We start from the raw sequence: 23,749 nt of genomic DNA, 5'->3' as shown, positions 1-23,749 counted from the left end.
TTTGCCGTTTGAAAGATAACATAAAACCAAGGTATAAATCAACCTTAACACCAAATAAAATCATATATGCTGAATATACATAACCTTTCGATCTCCTTTCAAGGTGAATACCTGTTTGAAGAAATTACATTCAAATTGAGCATGGGTGACCGTGTTGGATTGATAGGAAAAAATGGTGCAGGAAAATCTACCATGTTGAAGATTTTATCTAAGGAATTGGAACCTGATTCTGGCCAAATTGCCATGGACAAGAATGTAACTATTGGTTTTTTAAAGCAGGATATAGATTTTGAATTTGGTAGAACGGTGTTAGATGAAGCTTACGAAGCATTCCGTGAAATAAAATCCCTAGAAAGTAAATTGGAGGAAATCAACCACCAACTAGTAGAGAGAACAGATTATGAAAGTGATGGTTACCACCAATTAATGGTTGATTTAAATGAAGTTCAGCACCAGTATGAAATTTTAGGAGGCTACAATTATCAGGGTGAAACCGAGAAGGTGTTGCAAGGTTTAGGATTTAAGAGAGAGGATTTTAACAAACTTACAGATACCTTTTCTGGAGGATGGAGAATGCGTATCGAATTGGCCAAGTTACTTCTTCAAAACCATGATATTCTATTGCTGGATGAGCCTACCAACCACTTAGATATAGAATCGATTATTTGGTTGGAAAACTTTTTGAAAAGCAGTTCTGGAGCCGTAGTCATTGTCTCTCACGATAAAATGTTTTTAGACAACGTGACGAATCGTACCATTGAAATTTCCTTAGGACGTATTTATGATTACCCAAAGTCGTATTCAAAGTTTTTGGTGCTTAGGAAAGAAATTAAAGAGCAGCAAATGGCTGCTCAAAAGAATCAGGAAAAACAAATACAACAAACCGAAAAACTGATTGAAAAATTTAGGGCTAAGGCTTCTAAGGCTTCCATGGCACAATCGCTTATTAAGAAACTTGATAAGATTGATAGAATTGAGGTTGATGAGGAAGATAATAGTGTGATGACACTTAATTTTCCCGTTTCTGTCACACCAGGAAAAGTCGTTTTAGAGGCTGAAGATATCTCAAAGACTTATGGAGATCTACAAGTGTTAAAAGGTATTGATTTGTTGGTGGATAGAGATAGTAAAATAGCTTTTGTAGGTCAAAATGGACAGGGTAAATCAACCTTAGCCAAAATCGTAGTGGGTGATATTAAACACCAAGGTCACTTAAAGCTGGGTCACAATGTACAATTAGGATATTTTGCTCAAAACCAAGCGGAATATCTTGATGGTAATAAAACGGTATTGGACACTATGATTGACGCTGCTAATGAAAAGAATAGACCTAGGGTGAGGGATATTTTGGGAGCCTTTTTGTTTAGAGGTGATGAAGTTGATAAATATGTGCGAGTTTTATCTGGAGGTGAGAGAAATAGGTTAGCGCTTGCCAAATTGATGCTTCAACCATTTAATGTGCTCATTATGGATGAGCCTACCAACCACCTAGACATCAAGTCAAAACAAGTACTGAAAGAGGCTTTAAGGAAGTTTGAAGGAACCTTGATTTTGGTCTCACACGATAGGGACTTTTTACAAGGATTGACTAACGTGGTTTATGAATTTAAAGATCAAAAGATACGGGAGTATCTTGGAGATATCGATTTTTATTTAGAACAGCGACAAGTTGAAAACTTAAGAGAAGTCGAAAAGCGTGATGTTAAAAAGGAAACCCCAAAGGAAAGTAAGAAGGAGTCCTATGTAGATCAGAAAAAACTAAAATCCCTAAACAATAAGTTGAGTAATACGGAGTCAAAGATTAGTCAATTGGAGAAGGAGATTAAAGAGATTGATGTAGAGTTACAGACCAATTATGATGAAGTAGTTTCAGATCCGAAATTTTTTGATGCTTATCAAAAGAAAAAAGATACTTTAGAAAAATTGATGCGAGATTGGGAAGAAATTCATAGTGAAATAGATCAACTTTCATAATTAAATTTATATCTGTATGAAAATCAATGATTTTGGTGGTTTAGGGGTGTTTATGAAGGTATTGAAGTAGGATTTAGTCAGAATTACCTTTGCATTTCATCGAAAAAATTTGTTTTTCATCAGATTTGAGTCTAATATTGTTTAGAGATTAACCCAAATCACTAACCAATGAAGACTATTAAACTACTTATTGCCTTCTTTTTTGTTTCGGTTTATTTGTTTGCCGACGTTTCTCCTAAAGAAAAATCGGCTTTACTTGCTTTGTATGAATCTACGAATGGAAATGAATGGACTACAAAATGGAATTTAGATCAAGACGTGAACTCCTGGTTTGGTGTTGATGTAGAAAATGATCATGTAGTAGGGGTTAGTCTGGAATATAATAACCTTCAAGGGAAGTTACCAACTGAATTAGGAGACTTAGAACACTTAGAAGAACTGAATCTTGGGTTTAATAAATTAATAGGTAACATTCCACAGTCTATAGTTAGACTTCAAAATTTGAAATCACTTCAGTTATACATGAATCAATTGACAGGAAACATTCCTACTCAAGTTTGTGAATTGTCCAAGTTGGAAACCTTGAAATTGTATAGCAATCAGTTTTCTGGAGAAATTCCAAAGGAAATTAAAAATTTGACCTCATTGAAAGTACTTCATTTGGGGAGTAATGAACTTACTGGAACCATACCAAAAGAAATAGAAAGTTTATCTAGTTTAGAAGTATTATGCCTGCTTGATAATAAATTGTTTGGTTCTATTCCAAAGGGTATTGGGCAACTACAACATTTAAAGGAACTTATTCTTTCCACAAATCAATTAACAGGTACTGTGCCGTTTGAGTTAGGAACGCTTCCGCATCTAGATGTTTTTATGGTAAGTGATAATCAATTGGATAAGGAATATGTGAGTGTTGTTGGACAGAATCCTCCAACTATTATGAAGTTACCTGCAAATGAGGAAGAAGGTTATGCCACAGAATTTAGCGAAGATTAATAGCCAATTATAAATTGAATTTTGAAAAAAAAGAGGTTCCCTAAGACCTCTTTTTTTTTGTATCTTATTTAAATGATAGAGCACTTCTTTACATGCCCATATTGTTGGGAAACCATTTCTATGTTAATTGACGTTTCCATTAAAAATCAGGAGTATATTGATGATTGCGAAGTGTGTTGTAATCCCATTAAAGTTCAGGCTGTTTCAAATAGTCTTGAGCTCACTGGATTTGAGGCAAAATCTATGGAGTAATAATTTTTTTAGTATTATTCTTGCATAAAGTAAAAAGGGTTGTATATTTGCAGTCCAATATCGCGGGATAGAGCAGTAGGTAGCTCGTCGGGCTCATAACCCGAAGGTCACTGGTTCGAGTCCAGTTCCCGCTACAAATGACAAAGTCGCAGTATTAAACGGTTTGGAGCTTCCAAACCGTTTTTTTTATGCTTAATTTTACGGAGCTCTTAGAGCGTGAATACGAAAATGAATACGAAAGTGAATACGATTTGTCATTGAAGCAGAAATTTTCCACCCCCAAAATCTATACGGGAAAAGGTGACATCAAAAAGAGATGGTATGTCTATTTTTCCTTTGCCGACCCAGAGACTGGAAAACTGAAAAGACAGAAACCTATCTATGGGTCTGCCAACAAGTATAAGACCAAAGAAGAACGTTTGGCCGTACTTACAGTTTACCAAAAACTTACCTTGAAATTATTGAATCAAGGGTGTACGTCTTCAAACTAATTTGGACACTAGGGCCATATGATAATTGTAAAATGTTAACACTCAATGGGCTATTGGCTAAATCATTTTAAGAATATTATAACAGTCCAAAGCCCCTTGTTTTCTTGGTATTTAGATAACTTAGGACTTCTTAAGTAAAACATCATGAAAAAAATAAAAATAGGTCAAACAGACCTGCAGGTTGCTCCCATAAATTTGGGAGGCAATGTGTTTGGCTGGACCCTTAATGAAAAAGAATCCTTCCACATTTTAGATGCCTTTATAGATCAAGGCTTTAATTTTATCGATACCGCCGATATGTATTCCTACTGGGTAGATGGTAAAGGAGGCGGACAGTCTGAAACCATTTTAGGTAAATGGATGAAAGAGAGGAAAAATAGGGAACAGGTCATTATGGCTACCAAAGTGGGAGGAGAAACGGGAATACATCCTAAAGATACCAGCAAAAAACATATTTTTAAGGCAGTTGATCAATCCTTAACACGCTTGCAAACCGACTATATCGATTTGTATTACACCCACTTTGATGATGAGGTAACACCAGTTGAGGAAACCCTAGAAGCTTATCAAGAAATCATACGGGCTGGGAAGGTAAGGTATATTGCGGCTTCCAATTTATCCCCAGAAAGAATACACGACTCCTTTCAAGCCTCAGAGAAATATGGTTTGCCCAAATACCAGGCACTACAACCGCATTACAATTTATTGGAAAGGGATTTTGAATCCACATACCGACCCCTAGCAGAACAATACGGACTTACGGTGTTTCCTTATTGGTCATTGGCTTCGGGATTTTTAACGGGTAAATACCGTTCAGAAGCAGATTTGGAAAAAAGTCCGCGTGGTGGTAGTGTTAAAAAGTACCTGAATGATAAAGGACTCGCCATACTTGAAGCTCTTGATACGGTTTCAAACAAACATCAAACCACTCCAGCAACCGTGTCTTTGGCTTGGTTGTTGTCACAGCCTACCATTGGGGCACCAATAGCTAGTGCTACCAGTCAATCTCAGTTAAAAACATTGTTTGAAGCACCGCTTTTGAATTTGGATGCCGAAGATTTGGAACTGTTGGATAAGGCCAGTAGTCCTGTAAATACCATCAATTCCTAAATCTGTAAAGTACTATCAATACTATGAATCAAATAGAATTTGGTCTGGGCATGTTTGGAGATCTTTCATTCGACAGGCATACCAATCAAGCCCAACCTCCAAAAGAGCGTTTAGCACAAATGCTTGAGCAAATAAAATTGGCAGATCAATTGGGTTTGGATGCCTTGGTTCTTGGGGAGCACCACCGTCCAGATTACGCCGTGGCCTCCCCAGAAATTGTCTTGGCAGCCATGGCTTCTGTGACTAAACATATCAAGTTAAGTAGTGGGGTTACGGTTTTAAGTTCCTCCGATCCCGTAAAGGTATACCAGGATTTTGCAACGCTCGATCTGCTTTCAGATGGGCGGGCAGAAATATGTGCAGGTCGGGGTAGTTTTATAGAATCCTTCCCCTTGTTTGGGTATGATTTAAAGGACTATCACGCCTTGTTTGAAGAAAAACTACAGTTGCTATTAAAGCTTAATGCCGAGGGAACGGTGACTTGGCAAGGAAACTTTAGGGCATCCTTGCATGAGCAAACCATTTATCCCAGACCCGAAAAACCTTTACCTATTTGGGTAGCTGTAGGGGGCACGCCTGAATCGGTTTATAGAGCCGCCAAATTAGGATTGCCTATTATTTTTGCCATCATTGGTGGGATGCCACAACAGTTTAAACCCTTGATAGATTTTTACAAGCAGGAGTATGAAAATCATGGTCATGATATGGGCTCCATGCAAATAGGCGTGCATTCACATACCTATTTGACGGCTTCAAGAGAGGATTTACTAGCTGAGTATTTTCCGCTATATGCAGCACAAATGGATCGGGTGGGGAAAAGCAGAGGGTGGTCACCTTATACCCAAGCGCAGTTTGAAGGAGGAATATCTCCCGAAGGCGCTCTTTTTATGGGAGAACCCAATCAAGTAGTAGATAAAATATTAAGTCTGATAGAAATGTTTGGCTTAACTAGATATGTGGCCCATATAGATGTGGGCGGGCCTGCACATAAAGATTTAATGAAGGCCATAGAATTGTATGGAACCAAAGTGGTTCCAGAAATAAGAAAATCACTAAAACAACAATAAAGATGACAGTTAAAGCATATGGCGCACATGCCAAAGATAAAGATTTAGAACCGATTCAAATTGAACGCAGAGGGTTAAAGCCCACAGATGTTCATTTAGATATTTTGTACTGTGGTGTTTGTCACAGTGATATACACACTGCCCGCAGTGAATGGGGACCAGCCAAATATCCGGTGGTTCCTGGACATGAGATTATAGGAAGGGTAACTGCAGTAGGTAACGAGGTGACGCGTCACAAGGAAGGTGATTTGGTGGGTGTGGGTTGTATGGTGGATTCCTGTAGAACCTGTCATTCCTGTCAAGATGATTTGGAGCAATACTGTGAAACTGGAGCTACGTTTACCTATAACAGTCACGACCCACATACCGGCGGACATACTTATGGCGGGTATTCGGAAAGCGTGGTGGTAGATGAGGCATTTGTACTAAGCATTCCAGAAAGTTTGGATACTGCCAAGGTAGCACCTCTATTGTGTGCTGGTATTACCACTTGGTCGCCATTAAAGCATTGGAATGTGAAAAAAGGAGATAAAGTAGGGGTTATTGGTTTAGGCGGATTGGGCCATATGGGAATCAAGTTTGCCCATGCCTTAGGTGCCCACACAGTGATGATCACTAGGTCTCCAGGCAAAGCAGGTGATGCTGAAGCTTTGGGAGCCGATGAGGTACTTATAAGCACCGATGCCAAACAAATGAAAGAACATGCTAATTCCTTTGACTTTTTACTGAACACGGTTCCTGTTGATCATGATGTGAATCCGTATTTGGGATTGATGAAACGGGATACAACCATGGCCATGGTGGGTGCCATTGAACCGCTTTCTAAAGTACACGGTGGAGCGCTTATTTCAAAACGTAAAAATATAGCAGGTTCCATGATAGGAGGGATTAAGGAAACCCAAGAGATGCTGGATTTTTGTGGCGAGCACCAAGTGTTACCCGATGTAGAAATGATAGATATTCAAGAGGTGAATAAAGCCTGGGAGCGTGTGGTTGATGCCGATGTCAAATACCGCTTTGTCATTGATATGGCATCTCTTAAGAAATAAATCAAATAGAAAAGCAGAAGGAACCTTCTGCTTTTTTTATTCTTGAACTTCTGCCAAATATAGAGCATTTTGGTCTGGGTCTTTAAAATGGGCCAGTCTGATGTAACGATCCTTTTCAACATTAAAGAGAATACCTTTGGCGGGTTAAGTCAGCAACCGCTTCGTCAAAGTTGGTAACCCCAAGCCCGATACTCAAATTATTACCTGTTTGGGTGTTTTCTTTGGTAGGGTGCAGACCCAAAATCACATTGGCGGCTTGTACTTCGGCATAATGGTCGTCCCCAATGATTCAATAAATGTAATCCCAAAACTTCCGTATAAAACAGAATACTTTGATCCATATGGGATATCATGATGTTGATTCGGGTGGCTGTTAAAGTTTTCATGTCTTGAAGTTTTAAGTTAAGACTAAGGTTTTTTCATAATTGAAATCGTGATGTTCTTCAGAATGGATATAGCCAAACTGGTTAGTGACCATCTTGGTTCCGGAAATTTCAAAATCCCTTTGGTTGCCATGGCTGTGTCCATAAATCCAATATTGAATGTTGTTTTTGGAGATGAATTCGGTTTTATCGGTACAAAAGGCTTCACTCAACAAGTTGCCCTTAAATTCAGGGAGGTGGCATTGGGTGCTGGGTAAATGATGGGTAACCACTACCTTTTTTCCCTTCTTTTGAACTTCGTCCGAAATAAACTCAAAGGACTTATTATGTAGTTTATTGAAATGGTGCATGTAAAATTGACCGCCTTTATAAATGATGTTTCTAAAATCAATCATGCCGTTAATCACTTCATACATCTGCTTGCTGATATGCGACCACATGGTCGAAAAAATAAAGGTATAATCATCTATTTGTAAGGAGGTGTTATTTAGCAACGTGACATTGGGGGCAATGTTTTTTACAATAGGATATAAAGCATAAGCGGCATCATAACCACCGTAAAATTCATGGTTCCCGGGAATGAGAAAGACCTCTTTAAAATCCTGAGATGCTTGTTTGATAAAGTCTAGTTTGGCGTAGTTTCGGTTTAAAAAGTAGGTGTCACCAGCAATGATTAAAATATCGCCCTTTGGTATAATGGGATGCTTTTTAAACCACTCGCGGTTCTCTTTTAATTCCAGGTGTAAATCTGAACAAACTTGTATGGTCATCTGCTGTCAGGTTGTTGGTAAAGTTACAACATCCATTTCATCAAACTTGGAGATACACCCAGCTTTTTAAGCTTCCTTGAATTGTTACCTTTGCATCATGAACGATAATTTTGTCAATGAGTTTTTCGGAATCGGGATTCAAAATGGGAAAACCCCAGAGAATTTAGGGGTGCTTTGGCGGTCTGCCCAAAATATGGGAGCCAGTTTTATATTTACTATAGGAAACCGATATGCCAAACAGGCTTGTGATACCCACAATGCGGTCAAGGCTATGCCTTATTTTCATTACGATACCTTTGAAGAGTTTTACAACAACTTACCAAAGGGAGCCAGACTGGTAGGTGTGGAATTAACAGAGGATGCCGAACCTCTGGAAACCTTTCACCATCCAAGACGTTGTGTCTACTTATTGGGTGCCGAAGATCACGGTCTTTCCAAGAAGGCGATTGAGAAAAGCCATCATTTGGTAAAGTTCACTTCTCAACTTAGCCTCAATGTATCTGTTGCCGGAAGTATCGTCATGTATGACCGTGGAATAGGGAAGCCTCGTTCCTAAGATTTTATAATCTCGATTTCAGGTCTCTCAAAGCTTTTACAAAATCGGATACAATGTGTCCTTGATTGTGGTGATGTCCTTTAAACGTGATCCACTCCCCAGCAACCATGGTACCCAAAATATGAGACACATCACTAGCATACACTATGGTATTGCATATATGTTTTATATTGGTAGCCGCCATAAGAGGCGAATTGGCATCAAAGATCACTGTGTTAAAAGGTTGCCCAATTTCAAAAAAGGATTCATGTGAGCGCCCCATGGCTTGTCTTCCGGCTTTGTAGGCCATAGTGATGGCATTCAAACCACTGTCCCCATGGTAGGGTAGGTAAAAGGTGTTGCGCTTATGGGTCGTTAAACGCTGGCCATAATCTAGAAGACGTAATTCTTCCATCGGACTGATTCCTATATGGCTATCGGTGCCGATACTCCATGACCCGTTAAGTGCTTTGTAGTCGTGAAATCTAAACAGACCGTCTCCTAAGTTTCCTTCCGTAGTAGGGCACAAAACCACATGTGCGCCAGATGTAGCAATCCCCTTAACTTCATCATCATTTAAATGGGTGGCATGTACCAAATGATAGTTAGGGTTTAGGTCCATGTTGTTCAATAACCATTCAACAGGGCGCTGTTGGTAAAAGGCTTTACAGTCTTCAATCTCTTTAATTTGTTCTGAAACATGAATGTGAAATGGTCGGTTATTACCAAAGTTTCTGCCCACCTGTATGATGTCTTCACCGGTTACGGCTCGTAAAGAATGAATCCCCAAGCCAACTTTTGCCTGGTCATAATATTGTGCTGCTTTTTCACTGCTTTCCAACAAGCGATAGTAGTCCTCAATGGTCTTTGAAATAAATCGCTTCTGTTTGCTTTCAGCTTCTTTTCCAAAGCCTCCTTTTTGATAGAACATAGGAACCAAAGTTATTTGGATTCCTGCTGTTTTAGCAGCGGAAATTAAACGGGAACCAAGTTCAGCTAAGTTGCTGTAAGGATTTCCGTCAGGGTCGTGGTGTACATAATGAAATTCGGCTACCGAGGTGTATCCATGTCTCAACATCTCGCTATACAACATGGTGGCAATGGCTTCCAGATGTTCAGGCGATACTTGCAATGCCAAGTCATACATGGCCGATCTCCAGCTCCAAAAATCATCGGGTTGCCCGCTACCTTCATGTAATTCGGCCAACCCTGCCATAGCATATTGAAAGGCATGTGAATGGGCATTTTGAAATCCCGGTAAGGCAAAACCATTAATGTTTTCGGCTTGGGCCAAGTCATCTTGCTTGATAGAAAGGACGCAACCGGTCTCATCTAAGGTTACTACAGCGTTGGTCAACCAACCAGTTTCTGTTAAAAGCGCGTTGAATCGATAGGCTTTGCTCATTAGGAAAGGGTATTTATTAGGTTCTCAAAAAGGGATTTTAAAATAAGTCGCATCTGTTCGGCACGCTCGGGATGGTATTGGGTCTCGGAATCATCCATATAATTCGTCTTGGCCATTTCCAATTGCAATGCGTGGATGTTTTCTGAAGGCTTTCCAAAACTTCTAGTGATGTGTCCCCCTTTAAATGGGTGGTTATGCTTGAAGTTGAAGGAGTGGGAATCCAATACACTTATGGCTGAATCAATAAGTGCTTTGGAAGCGGATGTTTCGTCGTTGTCTCCCAAAATTAAATCTGGAAAAGGGGCTTCCTGTATACCAGGCACTACTTTTCTGATGGAATGGGCGTCAAAAAGAAGGGCTTTTCCAAATTGCGATTTGGTTTGGTTTAAAAGCTCTGAAACTTTTTGGTGATATGGCAAAAAATACTGCTGTAATCTATTTTCAATTTCTTGCTCCGTTGGCGTTTCATCTTGATATAAAGAATCGCCATTAAAATTGGTGGTTGGTACCAAGCCCGTAATCACACGGCCATCATTATACAAAGGCTTGCTATTTGGATCACGGTTTAAGTCGATAACCCATCGGTTGTATCGAGCGGTTATCATCGTGATGCCCATAGCAGGGGCAAAATTGTATAACTGATCTATAAACCAATCGGTATCGTCTGGATTGGATATGACTTCTTGTTTTAATTGCTTTTTCACGTCGTCTGGAAACAGGGTTCCAGAGTGAGGTGAACTTAATATAATAGGAACTTTTTTGGCTGTAGGTTCAATAATGTTGTATACCATGTGCTGGTTGTAAAATTAGTCTGTAGTTACAAAAGTACAAGTTATCTCTTTACCTTGATGCAAGTAAACCGTTAAGGTTGTACCTTTGCCAAAATTGAAACGGACAAAGATGGGGCATAAAGCAGGTTTTGTGAATATTATAGGAAATCCCAATGTGGGTAAATCTACATTGATGAATGCTTTTGTAGGTGAAAAATTATCAATTATCACTTCTAAAGCTCAGACCACGAGACATCGTATTTTGGGCATTGTCAATGGCGAGGATTTTCAAGTGATATTCAGTGATACCCCGGGAATTATCAAACCAGCTTATGAGCTTCAAGAAAGTATGATGGACTTTGTTAAGTCTGCTCTAGAGGATGCCGATGTGTTGGTTTATATGGTTGAGATAGGGGAGAAGGAGTTAAAGGATGAAGCATTTTTTAATCGAATTGTCCACTCTAAAATTCCTGTTTTATTGTTGTTGAACAAAATTGATACTTCCAATCAAGAACAACTGGAAGCCCAAGTGGAACTGTGGAAAGAGAAAGTTCCCAATGCCGAAATTATCCCTGTGTCTGCTTTGGAAGGATTTAATGTAGAAACCGTTTTTACTAGGATTGTTGAATTGTTACCAGACTCACCTCCATTTTATCCAAAAGATCAATTGACTGATAAGCCTGAACGATTTTTTGTTAATGAAACGATTAGGGAGAAAATATTACTGCATTATAAAAAGGAAATCCCTTATTCTGTTGAGGTTGAAACCGAATCCTTTGTGGAGGAAGAAGAGATTATCAGAATCCAATCAGTCATCATGGTTGAGCGTGATACTCAAAAGGGAATTATTATCGGACATAAAGGTTCGGCCTTAAAAAGAGTAGGTGTAGAATCCAGAAAGGATTTGGAAGCCTTCTTCGGGAAACAGGTTCATTTAGAGCTGTTTGTCAAGGTGAATAAAAATTGGAGAAGCAATCCAAATCAGCTAAGAAGGTTCGGATACAATCAAAAGTAAGCATCTGTATTACAGTAAATGTTCCTGCTTCAAGACGTCGTTCATAAAATCATGTAATTGATGCATTTGCTCTTTGCCTGAATGTCTTCCCATTCTACCCAATAAATAGAGGGTTACCCATGCTATAATCATCAAAAACATGATGGTGAGCTGTACCACAAATGGTAATTCCAAAGTCCAGTTAGAGTAAGCCCAAATTCCAAAAACGATAAAAAGACCAGCCACGATAAAATGAAGAAACATAAACATGGTCCATATGGTTGGGTTGGGGCCAAACAAACCGTGAACCGTACAGTGGTCTTGATCTTTAGGCAACACTTCCAAATGCAATTGGGGAGACCAATAATGTTGTTCTGCTTTTGGTATTCTGATAAAAACATGGTTGTCTATTCTGGAAACCACAAAGCTTTTTTGGGTGGTTTTGTTGTATTCAAATGCCTTAAGAATGGTTTGATTTGATTTTGATAAATCTAATTGAAATCGGGGTCTTAAAACAATGTCATTGGATAAAGCCATAAAAGAAGCTGATAATCTGCAGAAAAATAGTATTTTTTCTTCAGATTGTAAACACTACCTTTGCAAACAATTCTAAGATTATGAGTAGTATCGTTGCTATAGTAGGACGTCCCAATGTCGGTAAGTCTACATTTTTTAATAGGTTGATCAAACGTCGTGAAGCCATTGTTGATGCTGTAAGCGGCGTGACTAGAGATCGCCATTATGGTAAAAGTGATTGGAACGGACGGGAATTTACTGTGATAGATACCGGAGGGTACGTTGTAGGTAGTGATGATGTTTTTGAAGCCGAGATTGATAAACAGGTAGAATTGGCTATTGATGAAGCCGATGTTATCATTTTTATGGTGGACGTAGAAGCTGGTGTTACTGGTATGGATGAGGACGTCGCCAAATTATTAAGAAAGGTAGAGAAACCTGTTTTCTTGGCCATTAATAAAGTAGATAATGCTGCTAGGGTTCATGATGCTTTAGAATTCTACTCTTTAGGATTAGGGGAATATTATACCATTGCAAGTATCAACGGAAGTGGAACTGGAGAATTACTGGATGCTGTAGTTGAATCCTTGCCTGAAAAAGAAGAAAGAGAAGAAGAGGAGTTGCCACGATTTGCCGTGGTAGGGCGTCCCAACGCCGGTAAATCTTCTTTTATTAATGCCTTAATTGGCGAAGACCGTTATATCGTTACCGATATTGCAGGAACTACTAGGGATTCTATAGATACCAAATATAACCGTTTTGGTTTTGAATTCAACTTGGTGGATACTGCCGGAATCAGAAGAAAATCAAAGGTTAAAGAAGATTTAGAGTTCTATTCGGTGATGCGAAGTATACGGGCTATTGAGCACTGTGATGTGTGCTTGCTTGTCTTGGATGCTACAAGAGGCTTTGATGGTCAAGTTCAAAACATCTTTTGGTTGGCAGAACGCAACCGAAAAGGGATTGTTATCTTGGTGAATAAATGGGACCTTGTAGAAAAGGATAATAAAACCCTTAAAGATTTTGAAAAGCAAATAAGACAAGAAATAGCGCCTTTTACAGATGTGCCTATTGTCTTTATCTCAGTGTTGAACAAACAGCGTATTTTTAAAGCTATTGAAACTGCTGTAGAAGTATTTCAAAATAGGAGCAAAAAGATAAAAACTAGAGAGTTGAATGATGTTATGCTTCCTATTATTCAAAACAATCCACCACCGGCATATAAAGGGAAATACGTCAAAATTAAATTTATCACGCAATTGCCTACACCACAACCGCAATTTGCGTTTTTCTGCAACCTTCCACAATATGTAAAGGATCCTTATAAACGCTTTTTAGAAAATAAATTGCGGGAACATTTTGATTTTCATGGAGTTCCGGTAACCGTTTATATGCGTAAAAAATAGGATTTAATAGGGGCTAACTCATTGAATTTTAAGGAAAGTTTAGGTTTTTTTTAAGAAGTTTCATACGATTACTAAGCTATTTTCGTTCTCTTAACTGAATAAGCTAAACATCAATCAAAAAAAGTCAATGAAGAAATTCCTTGTGTTTATGGCATGTTTCTATGCCCTAACCTCCATTGCCCAAACCAATCCATTTAAAATTTCTGGAAAACTAGTTGCAGAAGAAGATCAATCACCCTTAGAATCGGCTACTGTTTATTTACAAAGAGTTAAGGACAGCTCTTTGATTACCTATACCATTTCTGATAAAGACGGTCGATTCTCCCTACAGGAGAAAACGGGAGATACGGAAGCCAATTTGTTTGTTTCGTATGTAGGTTATAAAACCTATTATCAAAATATCAAATTGGATAAAGAGGTGATTGACCTTAAAAATATTGTCATGGCAGTAAGTTCTGACGCCTTGGATGAGGTCGTGATTAAGGCTTCGGCTCCTGTGACCATTAAAAAGGATACTTTAGAATTTAATGTGAAGTCCTTTAAAACCAAAAAAGATGCAACGGTAGAAGATTTACTGAAACAATTACCAGGTGTGACGGTTGAGGATGATGGAACCATTAAGGTCAATGGAAAATCTGTAAATAAAATATTGGTTAATGGGAAGCCGTTTTTCGGTAATGATCCAAGTATTACAACCAAAAATTTAACCAAGGATATCATTGAAAAGATTCAGGTGGTAGACACCAAAAGTAAATCCGAGGCATTTACAGGAGAAGTGACTGATGGGGAAAACAAAACCATCAATTTAACGATTAAAGAAGAAAACAATAAAGGTGTTTTTGGAAGGGTGTCTGCAGGTGGCGGTACCGATGAGCGGTACGAATTTGCCGGAATGTTTAATTATTTTGATAACGATAGGCGAATCAGTGTTTTAGCAGGAGGTAATAACATCAATTCCCCCGGATTTAGTTTTGGGGAAATTGAAAAAATGTTTGGTCGTGGAAACAGTATGTCCTGGAACAGTAACGGTTCCTTTACGATTGATGGAAGAACTTTTGGTGGCGGACAAGGAATTACGACTTCCCAAAATGCAGGGATGAATTATGCGGATGTAATAGGAAAGGACACCGATGTCTCTGCCGATTATTTCTTTTCGGGAAGTAGCTCTTTTAATGAATCGACCACGCAACGTGAAAACATTTTGCCCGATTCTAGATACTATACAGATTCGAGATCTAGAAGCGATAATGACACAGATAGCCATTCGGCAAATTTGGAATTTGATATAAAGGTTGACTCTACATTTTTGATCAATGTGCAGCCTTCGTTTCGTTATTCAAGAACCAAGACCTCCTTTGATAATGGAGAAAGTTCCTTCAATGATGAAAGACAATTGACCAACACATCGGCAACAAATTCCTTTGTGGAAAGAGATGGTAAAACCTTTAATAACCGAATCAATATCACCAAGAAGTTTGACAAAGGAGGGTATTTACGAGTTGGTATAACCAATGAAATAGGTCAATCAAACAGTGACGATTTCCTGAATTCTGAAACCTACGTCTATGGAGCGGATGAGTTGGACCCTAATAATCCAGACTTCATTTTAATTGATGAAACCATAAGAAACCAATTTACAGATGGGAATGGTGAAACCGAAAATTTGGGTTCTGAAATAAGGTATAGTATTCCCATTGTAGAAAAGAAGTTTTTTGTGAATTTGGAATACAAGTTTAATCGAAACAAGTCTACCGATGTTAAATCCACCTATGATTTGGATGATATGGGGGAATATTCTCAATTCAATGAAGATTTGAGTACAGACTTTGAGTATTTAGATCAAAATAGTACACCGGGATTATCCTTGAGCTACCGTGGCGAAAAATTCTCAGCTAGAGCTGGAGCCGAATATATTTTTAGAACGCTTGAAAACCGTGATAATTTAAGACCTCAATTTAATATAGAACGTGATTTTGAAGCGGTTCAATTATATTCCAATGCCAATTACCGATTTAGTGGTAAATCCTCAATGTATATGGGGTATAGGCTGAACAATGATCCGCCAGAATTATTCCAGCTTCAAGCCTTTACAAATGTGTCAGACCCATTGAATACCATTGTAGGTAATCCTAATTTGGAGCCGTCAAACAATCATAGATTGTACATGGGATTCAACAATTATGACTTTCAAAAACATACAGGATTTTGGTCTTATGTCAATGCTCGAGTAACAGATAATGCTGTGGTTTCCAAAACCATCATTGATGAAAATTTTGTGAGAGAAACAACTTATGAAAATGTCGATGGGAACTATCAAATTTATGCGGGAATGGATTACAATAAAGAAGTGAAAATAGATTCTTTAAGAACGGTGAGATTTGGGGTAGGTGCCAATGGTAATTTTTCAAGAAACGTCAACTTCAATAATGGAGTGCAATATGCCAGTGACGTGAGGTCTCTATCTCCTGAAGTAAACTTTAAGTTCACTTGGAAAGATGTATTTGAAATTCGACCTAGGTACTCGTTGACATTTACAAACAATTCATACGATTTGGAAGAATTTGAAGATCAGAGATTCCAATACCACAATTTGAATATTAGAACCGGGTTTTTCCTTCCAAAGAATCTTGAATGGCGAAATGATATAACCTTTAATTATAATCCCAACATTTCGGCCGGTTTCCAGAAAAGTGCTTGGTTCTGGAATACAACAGTGGCCTATTCCTTTCTACAGGATAAAGCGACAGCGACTTTTAAAGTCTATGATTTGTTAAACCAAAATACCAATGCCAGAAGAACGGCTACCCAGAATTATATTCAAGATTCACAAAGCACCGTACTACAACAATATTTTATGTTGAGCTTTAGTTGGAAGTTCAATAGTTTGGGTAAAAAGGGAGAAGTGAATGACCGTGGTGGTTTCTGGATGGACTAAGAAATATTTAAAAATGAAATAACCAAAAAGGGGCGTCTCAAATTGAAACGCCCCTTTTCTTTTAATTATAATTGTGGAAGATCAGTCATTTTGGATGACGATTCTAAAAATGAAAATATAGGTGAGTTTGTTTAAATAAGAATCATTTTTATAAGGTAAACAGAAGTGTCAGAAATACTTGGGAAGGTCTTATAATATATGAACTTTGTAAACTATAATATTCATTATTTTGCATGTTAATATAGCTTTTTGTATTTAAAATATTATTCCACGAAAGCTTTACGTCTATAGGATGTTTTTTGAATGAATATTGGTATTGTATATTCAAGAAAACAGTATTTTGATTGCTTTGAAGGTTATTATAAAAATGTTCAAAATCTGCGTTTAAGAATTGGCGTTTACTTAGATAAAAAAAAGCAGATAAGGAATTGCTCCAATTTTTTACTCTCTCAAAACTTACATCCTTGGATTTTAGTTGTGAAGTTTTCAACTGGGTGTTCAAACCAATAGTGAGCCATTTATTTGCTTCAATATCGGCTTTAAATGCGAATTGCTTCCCAATAGTTTTATATTTATCAAATACATTATTTACTATCTGATCTCGTTTAAAAACAAAGAAGCTAGAGCTGCCAGTTAAGGTAGTTTTCCAATCATCGATATATTTACTAAGGTTCAATGCCATATTATTCTGAACTTGATTATTGTCTTGCTCAAGACTAAAAATAGTAATGGCGCCATTAGAAGACACTCGATAGTCAAACAATAGATTATTTTTAATTTTGGTTAAAGAAATTGAAACCGAACCAAACAACCCTTTAAGAGAATTCCTGTAGCGAAGAGCAAGGGATCCCCTGTGTTGAATTTGTTTCCTCAAAATGGGCTCATTGCTGGTCAAACTTCTATAATTTTCCAATATTAAACCACGATGTAGGTTCTCTGCTTCACCAAATGAATTGGATATTTGTCCTGAAAACTGTGTTTCCCAAAAAGGAGTAAGTTTTTTAGATAGGAACAGATCAGGTTCAAATGTAAGTGGTTTAGAAGCGATATTATATTCGGGTGATTCTATATTCCTCAAAAATAAAGGTGTGCGCAAAGTTATACGCCATATATTATCCTTGTATTCAAATTTGTTTGTTAAAAATGTTGTGAAAGAGCGTAATCCATAATCATTAGTCGTTTCAGTTAATGGGTTATTATTAATACCAGTCATTATATCAGATTCAAATTCTTCCTTGATAAAGGAAAACCCAGCTGTTGGAACAATTGTAAAAACTCCTATTCTTTTCGTAAATCCTATAGAATTATGGGTGTAAAAGGTATGATAATTCAAAAATTGGTGTGTTCTCTCATAGTTTTCACCATTATTAAAGTAATCAATAAAAACTCCTGGGGTTACCATCAATTCTTGAGAGGTATTTACGTAGCCTACACTAGAGTTGAATTCTAGTAGCTGCTTTCCCATTGGTTTTAAAATATGAAACTGGTTTTTAAGATTCCAGAAAGGGTTTAAAGCTTGTTGTGAGATTGAAGTGATATTATTTTTGATAAAACCATGATTCTTGTCCCAATAATTATTAGAACTAAATACATTTTTAAAGTAATTTTTCTTCACGTTTTTTTCTAACGTAATTTTAGTATTTAAGGAATGTAAACGAAAAGTATTTTCTATACTTTCAAAATAGTTTAAGTTGTTGGAGGCATTTTTGTAAATACTTTCTTGGAATCCATTTTCTTTTCGAGTTCCATTTAAGTAGGATAAATTAACTTTTAAGTCTAATCCTTTTTTTAATCTCTCAAGGTGATTTGCTGAACCAAAATGATCCCTATTATTTAACCATCTTTCATTAGAGAAAGGCGGGTTTTGTAATTGTTGAATCTTTAAAAAATTCCTTTTTGAATCATCAAATATGGGTAAGTTGGATTGGGATGATGAAAAATCAGAATTGTATGAAGATAAATCCTCTCCAATATTATTGTACTGATAACTAGTGAAGGTTTGTCGCTTTTTAGAAAGTAAGAATGGTGTGATTTCTGTTTTAAGCAAACCCGGAGAAAAGCCAATACCTCCTTCAACTTTACCGCTCAAACTTACATTATTTTTCAATTTGATATTGATAGAAGTACGTTGTGAACCTACCAAACTATCCAAAACTTTAATGGGTTGGTGATTCTCTAGAATTTCTACACGAGCTACATCTTCGACAGAAATACTTTCATTGGCAAGTTTATACTTTCCTTCCATTAAGTCTAGACCTTCAATGTAGTATTTTTCAATAGGCTCCCCCATATAGGTGATCTGTCCTGATGGAAGAATACTTAGTCCAGGCATTTTTTCTATAACATCAGCTATAGTCCTGTCGCTCTGATTTTTAAAAGTAGAAACATTGTAAGCAATGGTGTCTCCTCTTTTCCTAATCGGATCAGATTTTAAAAAAACTTCTTTCAGTTGTTCCACAGATTCCTGTAATACAATATCCAAATGTGTATTTTTTTTTGAGAGTACTTTTTTCCATTTCTTAAATCCCAAAGACTGTATTTCAATTTCGAGTCCTTCTTTTTCTAAATTAATTTGAAATGAAAAGCCCCCTAATTCGTCAGTAATGGCATATGCTATAATTGCTTGAGAATTTGTGTTTTTTATAGTTGTGACAGCACCAACTAAAGGATTGCCTGAATTATCTTTTACAGTGCCTGTTAGCTGGATTTGGGAAAATGAAACAAAACAAACTAATCCTAAAATAATGAATGACCATACCTTCATAAATTATTCCAATTCTAGAGGATTATTTTCCTTTTCCAACAACTTGGCAAAAGATTCGATATATTTTTTATGAACCTCTGGGGTAATTGTAATATTAGGGTTTTTAGAATAACTAAAAGGGTCGCGCCTATAACGAAGTTCGGTTTCCTTAAATGTTTCTCTATCTGTTAGAATGTAATGCTTTAAATTTGTTTTGAAGGCTGTGTTAGTTTCCAGCTTCTCAAAACCTAGTAATTCAAAATGATAGTGTTTTTGCATGTCATACAATTCAATAATTAAGCCTGGTAAACCATTAAATTTAAAGGGACCATCCATAATAGGTATTTCTGAGGTAAACCAAACAATATAATTTCTACCCGAAAATTTTACAGTAGCTTTTTGAGCATTATATTCATTGATGATTTTCGTTTCTCCAGATAGTTTCCAATTAAATTGGTTTTTAGGTTGTTCGTAATAAAAAAAGTCTTCTTTAATTTGACGGGTGAAGTATAATACATCCTTTTTATAGTCCTTTATTATAAAATATTGAAAATCTGTAACCGCCGTTTTTGAAGTATGCCCAGAATTACTAAACACTACAGGTTGATTGCCTATTGCTTTAGAACGACTGGAAAAAACAGAAGTATTTTCGCCAATCAATAAAACCATAATTTCCATTTTAGGATTATTTACGGATGTAGAATCTAGGCTATATGTAAGTTTATAGGTGGCTTTATACTGAAATTGATCCTTAAGGTTTTGTGAATAAAGACTAACTGAAAATAAAATAAAAAATAAAGTGATTTTCATAAGAGGTAATATGATGATATTGAGGGAGATGTTAATTTACAATATTCTTTCAATAAAAGAGATGTCTTCTTAAATTTAATATGAATTCATTGCTATTTAGACTTAGTATAATGGTCTTTGCTTTAGAAATTTAAAGATTTAGAAAGAGTTTTAACTGTTGAACAGGCTATACTTGTGATTTTCGGAGAGATTAGCTAACGTTTTTAAAATTTAAAACCAAAAAGGGGCGCCTCAAATTGAAACGCCCCTTTTGTTTTTTAAGTTACAAAGAAGATTTACCAACTTCCTCCAGCACCACCGCCGCTAAAGCCACCGCCCCCAAAGCCACCGCCAAAGCCGCCACCTCCGAAGCTTCCTCCGCCACCAAAGCCGCCAGAGGATCTGCCGTAACCACCTCTTCCCATATTGCTCAATATAATGGCGTCCCAAATATCAAAGCCGCTAGAGCGTCTTCCGCCTGAGCCACCGCCGCCCCGTTTATTTTTTGATAGGGCAATGATAAAGACAATAAGGAAAAAGATGAGAATAATGATGGGGCCTATTGGAAACTCATCGGCTTGCGAGGATTTGCGAGTTCCTTTATAAGTTCCTTCCAGTACTTTAAAAATAGCATCGGTTCCTTTATCCAAACCTCCATAGTAGTCCCCTTTTTTAAATTCAGGGATAATGATGTTTCTTATGAGTTCTCCAGTAATACCTGCTGTTAATTTATGTTCTACGCCATAACCTGGAGAGATCCATATTTTTCGATCCTTGTACGATAGTAGAACAAACACGCCATTATCTTCCTTGGCCTGACCTACTCCCCATTGGTGAGCCCATTTTGGTGCTAGTAAACCAATGTTTTCGCCTTTTGTGCTCTCAATGATGGCTACTACAATTTGAGTTGAAGTAGTGTCAGAGTATTTTATCAACTTGTTTTCAAGATTGCTTTTTTGAGAGCTATTCAACAAGTTAATATAGTCATAAACACTGGTCTGTTCCTTAGGAACAGGCGGAATATCAAATTGTGCTTGAGATACTGAGGTTAAAAGTAATAGGGACAATAAGGTCCAGAGGCGTTTGAAACCCCATAGTTTATTGCCTTGTTTGTTTATTATCATGAAATGGAACCTTTTGAAATATCGTCTGGTAATTCGTTTATATCATTGGCATCCCAAGGGAAAAAGGATTCCAGTTCCTTTCCAGCTTTTAGAATACCATCAATAAGTCCTTGTTTAAAATGTCCTTGTTTAAATTGAGCTTGGATGGCATTTTTGGTGGTCTCCCAAAAATCATGTTCTACCACCTCATTAATGCCTTTATCTCCATAAATGACAAACGAGTGGTCATCAACTGCAACATAAATAAGTACGCCATTTTGCTGTTTGGTGTTATCCATTTTTAATAAATGAAAAACCTCCAAGGCTCTTTCAAAGGTGTCTTTTTTGGCTTCTCTTTCAATGTGAACCCTTATCTCGCCAGAAGTATTTTTTTCTGCAATCCTTATGGCTTCAATAATTTCCTGCTCTTCTTCAGAAGTTAAAAAGTCTTCAATGTTGGACATAATGTTTAATCAAATTGGAAATCAACTTCAACCGGCTTTTCAGCTCCAGGTTCTGAATCGAAGTAAGGTTTGCCCTCAAAGCCAAACATACCTGCCAGAATGGAGTTTGGAAACTTCTTAACATGGTTGTTGTAAGGTTTTATAGCCTCATTATAACGTGTTCTCGCAGTTTGAATCGTATTTTCCGTACTGGTCAATTCGTCTTGAAGTTTAAGGAAATTTTGATTGGCTTTAAGATCTGGATACCTTTCTACGGTTACCAATAATCTTGATAAGGCACTGCTTAAACCGCCTTGAGCCTCGTTGAATTGTTTTAATTGTTCTGGTGTGATATTAGAAGGATCAATAGTCGTTTGCGTTGCTTTAGAACGGGCTTCAATCACTTCGGTTAAAGTAGTGCGTTCAAAATCAGCAGCTCCTTTTACTGTGTTTACTAAATTGCCAATCAAATCATTTCTTCTTTGATACGAGGTTTGAACATTACCCCAAGCTTCGCTTACGTTTTCGTTTAATTCTACAGCGGTATTGTTAAATCCTACTGCCCACCTATAAACTCCAAATCCTACAACAAGGATAATAATTAAGGGTATAAGCCATTTTTTCATAATAGTGACGTGTTTAAAGTTTTAAAATGTTATGATGATTAATACAAATAATTTGTAGCTTGATTTAGAAAATTGTTACAGCTGTTCTTTAATTTTAATGAGCTGAGATTTAATACTTTCTAATTTACTAATTATTTCAAAATTACTGAGGGATTTTTTCTTTTCCTCTTTAAGATGTGTTTTGGCACCTTCTAGCGTAAAGCCACGTTCTTTTACCAAATGATAAATGAACTGAAGGTTTTTAATGTCTTCTGGTGTGAATTTTCGGTTTCCCTTGGCGTTTTTTTTAGGTTTTAAAACATCAAATTCTTTTTCCCAAAAACGAATCAATGAGGTATTGACATCAAAAGCTTTGGCCACTTCGCCAATTGTGTAATATCGTTTTTCGGGCAAATTGATGTGCATCAGTCAAGAGATTGATTTTCCATACTCGCATGTTGCAGTAATTCATCAAACTCCTCGGCAGTTAAACTTCCGTAGTAGAAATTGATGGGGTTGATGCGTTCGCCGTCTTTATGGACTTCATAATGGAGGTGTGGTGCTTCAGATCTACCGGTACTTCCTACAAAACCTATCAAATCACCACGTTTCACTTTTTGATTTTTCTTGACGTTGTATTTGTAAAGGTGCCCATAGATGGTCACATAGCCATAACCATGATCAATTTCTATGTGATTCCCATAACCTGTTGCTCTATTGTCAGCACGTGTTACAACACCGTCTCCTGTGGCGTAAATGGGTGTTCCCCTAGGAGCTGAAAAGTCCATGCCCCAGTGCATTTTTCTTGCTTTTGTAAAAGGGTCAGAACGCACGCCATAACCAGAAGCCATACGGCGTAAATCTTCATTTCTTACAGGTTGAATGGCAGGAATGGCTGCTAGTAATTTTTCTTTTTCTTCAGCCAATTTAGCTATTTCATCAAGAGATTTGGACTGAACCACAATCTGTTTTTGAAGGATGTCCAAACGCTTGTTGGTTTCAATGATCAATTTGGAGTTGTTAAATCCTTCTAGGTCTTTATAGCGATTGATACCCCCAAAACCAGCTCTACGTTGTTCTTCAGGTATAGGATTGGCCTCAAAATATAAGCGATATATGTTGTTGTCTCGATCTTCAATACTGGATAAAACGGCTTCGGCCTCATTCATCTTTTTGTTGATTAACTGGTATTGCAATTGAAGATTGGATAATTCACGTTTTAGAGCACGCTCCTTAGGAGATTCGATATACTGGCTTGAAATAAATACTGACAAAAAACCAAAGAGGGCAGAGGCCAATAAAAAAACAGAAATATACTTAAAGGTTCGTCTTTTTTTGCGCTCTATTTTTCGGTATGAAAGGGTTTCTGGATCGTAATAATATTTTACCTTACTCATTACTTAAATTATGCTA

General features: G+C 37.2%; 23 protein-coding genes and 1 tRNA gene. 12 read left to right on the top strand and 12 right to left on the bottom strand.

Going from position 1 to position 23,749, the window contains the following annotated elements:
* Positions 1-66: 66 nt before the first annotated feature.
* The 8 genes from LOK78_RS12705 to LOK78_RS12670 all read left to right on the top strand — a co-directional run bounded on the left by LOK78_RS12705 (position 67) and on the right by LOK78_RS12670 (position 6,939).
* Positions 67-1,974: an ABC transporter ATP-binding protein gene (locus LOK78_RS12705; RefSeq protein ID WP_232635155.1), complete on the top strand. Its 1,908-nt coding sequence runs from the start codon at positions 67-69 to the stop codon at positions 1,972-1,974.
* 168 nt (positions 1,975-2,142) lie between these two features.
* Positions 2,143-2,970 (top strand): leucine-rich repeat domain-containing protein, encoded by an 828-nt coding sequence (locus LOK78_RS12700; protein ID WP_232395331.1) that lies wholly within the window; start codon positions 2,143-2,145, stop codon positions 2,968-2,970.
* Positions 2,971-3,042: 72 nt separating this feature from the next.
* Positions 3,043-3,222 carry a CPXCG motif-containing cysteine-rich protein gene (locus LOK78_RS12695; RefSeq protein WP_232635154.1) on the top strand — a complete coding sequence of 60 codons (180 nt, stop codon included), beginning with the start codon at positions 3,043-3,045 and terminating at the stop codon, positions 3,220-3,222.
* Between the two features lie 61 nt (positions 3,223-3,283).
* Positions 3,284-3,356, top strand: a tRNA-Met gene (locus LOK78_RS12690).
* Between the two features lie 54 nt (positions 3,357-3,410).
* Positions 3,411-3,713: a hypothetical protein gene (locus LOK78_RS12685; protein ID WP_166961149.1), complete on the top strand. Its 303-nt coding sequence runs from the start codon at positions 3,411-3,413 to the stop codon at positions 3,711-3,713.
* A gap of 144 nt (positions 3,714-3,857) precedes the next feature.
* On the top strand, positions 3,858-4,823 hold the full coding sequence (locus LOK78_RS12680) for an aldo/keto reductase (RefSeq protein ID WP_232635153.1): 966 nt from the start codon (positions 3,858-3,860) through the stop codon (positions 4,821-4,823).
* 32 nt (positions 4,824-4,855) lie between these two features.
* Positions 4,856-5,890 (top strand): Atu2307/SP_0267 family LLM class monooxygenase, encoded by a 1,035-nt coding sequence (locus LOK78_RS12675; protein WP_232635215.1) that lies wholly within the window; start codon positions 4,856-4,858, stop codon positions 5,888-5,890.
* Between the two features lie 2 nt (positions 5,891-5,892).
* The gene (locus LOK78_RS12670; protein ID WP_232635152.1) at positions 5,893-6,939 is read left to right on the top strand and encodes an NAD(P)-dependent alcohol dehydrogenase; all 1,047 of its coding nucleotides are present in this window, start codon (positions 5,893-5,895) and stop codon (positions 6,937-6,939) included.
* 200 nt (positions 6,940-7,139) lie between these two features.
* Here the strand turns inward: LOK78_RS12670 and LOK78_RS12665 are convergent, their stop codons facing one another.
* Together LOK78_RS12665 and LOK78_RS12660 are read right to left on the bottom strand one after the other, a co-directional pair.
* A complete protein-coding gene (locus LOK78_RS12665; protein ID WP_232635151.1) occupies positions 7,140-7,325 on the bottom strand; it encodes a VOC family protein in 186 nt (61 codons plus the stop codon).
* Positions 7,326-7,336: 11 nt separating this feature from the next.
* Positions 7,337-8,092, bottom strand: a complete 756-nt coding sequence (locus LOK78_RS12660; RefSeq protein WP_232635150.1) for a metallophosphoesterase — start codon at positions 8,090-8,092, stop codon at positions 7,337-7,339.
* A 97-nt stretch (positions 8,093-8,189) separates the two neighbouring features.
* Between LOK78_RS12660 and LOK78_RS12655 the strand changes: the two genes are divergently transcribed.
* A complete protein-coding gene (locus tag LOK78_RS12655) occupies positions 8,190-8,648 on the top strand; it encodes an RNA methyltransferase (RefSeq protein ID WP_053970211.1) in 459 nt (152 codons plus the stop codon).
* A 4-nt stretch (positions 8,649-8,652) separates the two neighbouring features.
* On the opposite strand, the gene hutF is transcribed toward LOK78_RS12655, so the two are convergent.
* The gene (gene hutF, locus LOK78_RS12650; protein WP_232635149.1) at positions 8,653-10,032 is read right to left on the bottom strand and encodes a formimidoylglutamate deiminase; all 1,380 of its coding nucleotides are present in this window, start codon (positions 10,030-10,032) and stop codon (positions 8,653-8,655) included.
* Positions 10,032-10,823, bottom strand: a complete 792-nt coding sequence (locus LOK78_RS12645; RefSeq protein WP_232635148.1) for an N-formylglutamate amidohydrolase — start codon at positions 10,821-10,823, stop codon at positions 10,032-10,034. Before LOK78_RS12645 ends, hutF begins: the two co-directional genes overlap by 1 nt.
* Before the next feature lie 109 nt (positions 10,824-10,932).
* On the opposite strand from LOK78_RS12645, the gene era reads away from it, so the two are divergent.
* Positions 10,933-11,817, top strand: a complete 885-nt coding sequence (era, locus tag LOK78_RS12640) for a GTPase Era (protein ID WP_053970208.1) — start codon at positions 10,933-10,935, stop codon at positions 11,815-11,817.
* A gap of 9 nt (positions 11,818-11,826) precedes the next feature.
* On the opposite strand, the gene LOK78_RS12635 is transcribed toward era, so the two are convergent.
* A complete protein-coding gene (locus tag LOK78_RS12635) occupies positions 11,827-12,333 on the bottom strand; it encodes a GTP-binding protein (RefSeq protein WP_232635147.1) in 507 nt (168 codons plus the stop codon).
* Positions 12,334-12,413: 80 nt separating this feature from the next.
* On the opposite strand from LOK78_RS12635, the gene der reads away from it, so the two are divergent.
* Together der and LOK78_RS12625 are read left to right on the top strand one after the other, a co-directional pair.
* Positions 12,414-13,718: a ribosome biogenesis GTPase Der gene (der, locus tag LOK78_RS12630; protein ID WP_053970206.1), complete on the top strand. Its 1,305-nt coding sequence runs from the start codon at positions 12,414-12,416 to the stop codon at positions 13,716-13,718.
* A 127-nt stretch (positions 13,719-13,845) separates the two neighbouring features.
* Complete coding sequence (locus LOK78_RS12625; RefSeq protein ID WP_166961176.1) at positions 13,846-16,653, top strand: outer membrane beta-barrel protein; 2,808 nt, start codon at positions 13,846-13,848, stop codon at positions 16,651-16,653.
* Between the two features lie 148 nt (positions 16,654-16,801).
* Here LOK78_RS12625 and LOK78_RS12620 read toward each other — a convergent pair whose 3' ends face one another.
* The 7 genes from LOK78_RS12620 to LOK78_RS12590 form a co-directional block, all read right to left on the bottom strand.
* Positions 16,802-19,417 (bottom strand): carboxypeptidase-like regulatory domain-containing protein, encoded by a 2,616-nt coding sequence (locus LOK78_RS12620; protein WP_232635146.1) that lies wholly within the window; start codon positions 19,415-19,417, stop codon positions 16,802-16,804.
* Between the two features lie 3 nt (positions 19,418-19,420).
* Positions 19,421-20,206, bottom strand: a complete 786-nt coding sequence (locus LOK78_RS12615; protein WP_232635145.1) for a GLPGLI family protein — start codon at positions 20,204-20,206, stop codon at positions 19,421-19,423.
* Positions 20,207-20,481: 275 nt separating this feature from the next.
* Positions 20,482-21,309, bottom strand: coding sequence for a TPM domain-containing protein (locus LOK78_RS12610; protein ID WP_232635144.1), 828 nt, complete (start codon positions 21,307-21,309; stop codon positions 20,482-20,484).
* Entirely contained in the window at positions 21,306-21,752 is a 447-nt protein-coding gene (locus LOK78_RS12605) for a TPM domain-containing protein (RefSeq protein ID WP_166961184.1), read from the bottom strand. The genes LOK78_RS12610 and LOK78_RS12605 overlap by 4 nt, the downstream gene beginning before the upstream one ends.
* Before the next feature lie 5 nt (positions 21,753-21,757).
* Entirely contained in the window at positions 21,758-22,357 is a 600-nt protein-coding gene (locus LOK78_RS12600) for a LemA family protein (protein WP_232395401.1), read from the bottom strand.
* Positions 22,358-22,432: 75 nt separating this feature from the next.
* On the bottom strand, positions 22,433-22,762 hold the full coding sequence (locus LOK78_RS12595; RefSeq protein ID WP_232395402.1) for a MerR family transcriptional regulator: 330 nt from the start codon (positions 22,760-22,762) through the stop codon (positions 22,433-22,435).
* Positions 22,762-23,733 (bottom strand): M23 family metallopeptidase, encoded by a 972-nt coding sequence (locus LOK78_RS12590; RefSeq protein ID WP_053970200.1) that lies wholly within the window; start codon positions 23,731-23,733, stop codon positions 22,762-22,764. The genes LOK78_RS12595 and LOK78_RS12590 overlap by 1 nt, the downstream gene beginning before the upstream one ends.
* Between the last annotated feature and the right edge of the window lie 16 nt (positions 23,734-23,749).

Source organism: Mangrovimonas futianensis (assembly GCF_021245805.1).
Taxonomy (GTDB): Bacteria; Bacteroidota; Bacteroidia; order Flavobacteriales; family Flavobacteriaceae; genus Mangrovimonas; species Mangrovimonas futianensis.
The sequence above is the reverse complement of the archived record's forward strand: the minus strand, read 5'-3'. Positions and strand labels throughout refer to the sequence as shown.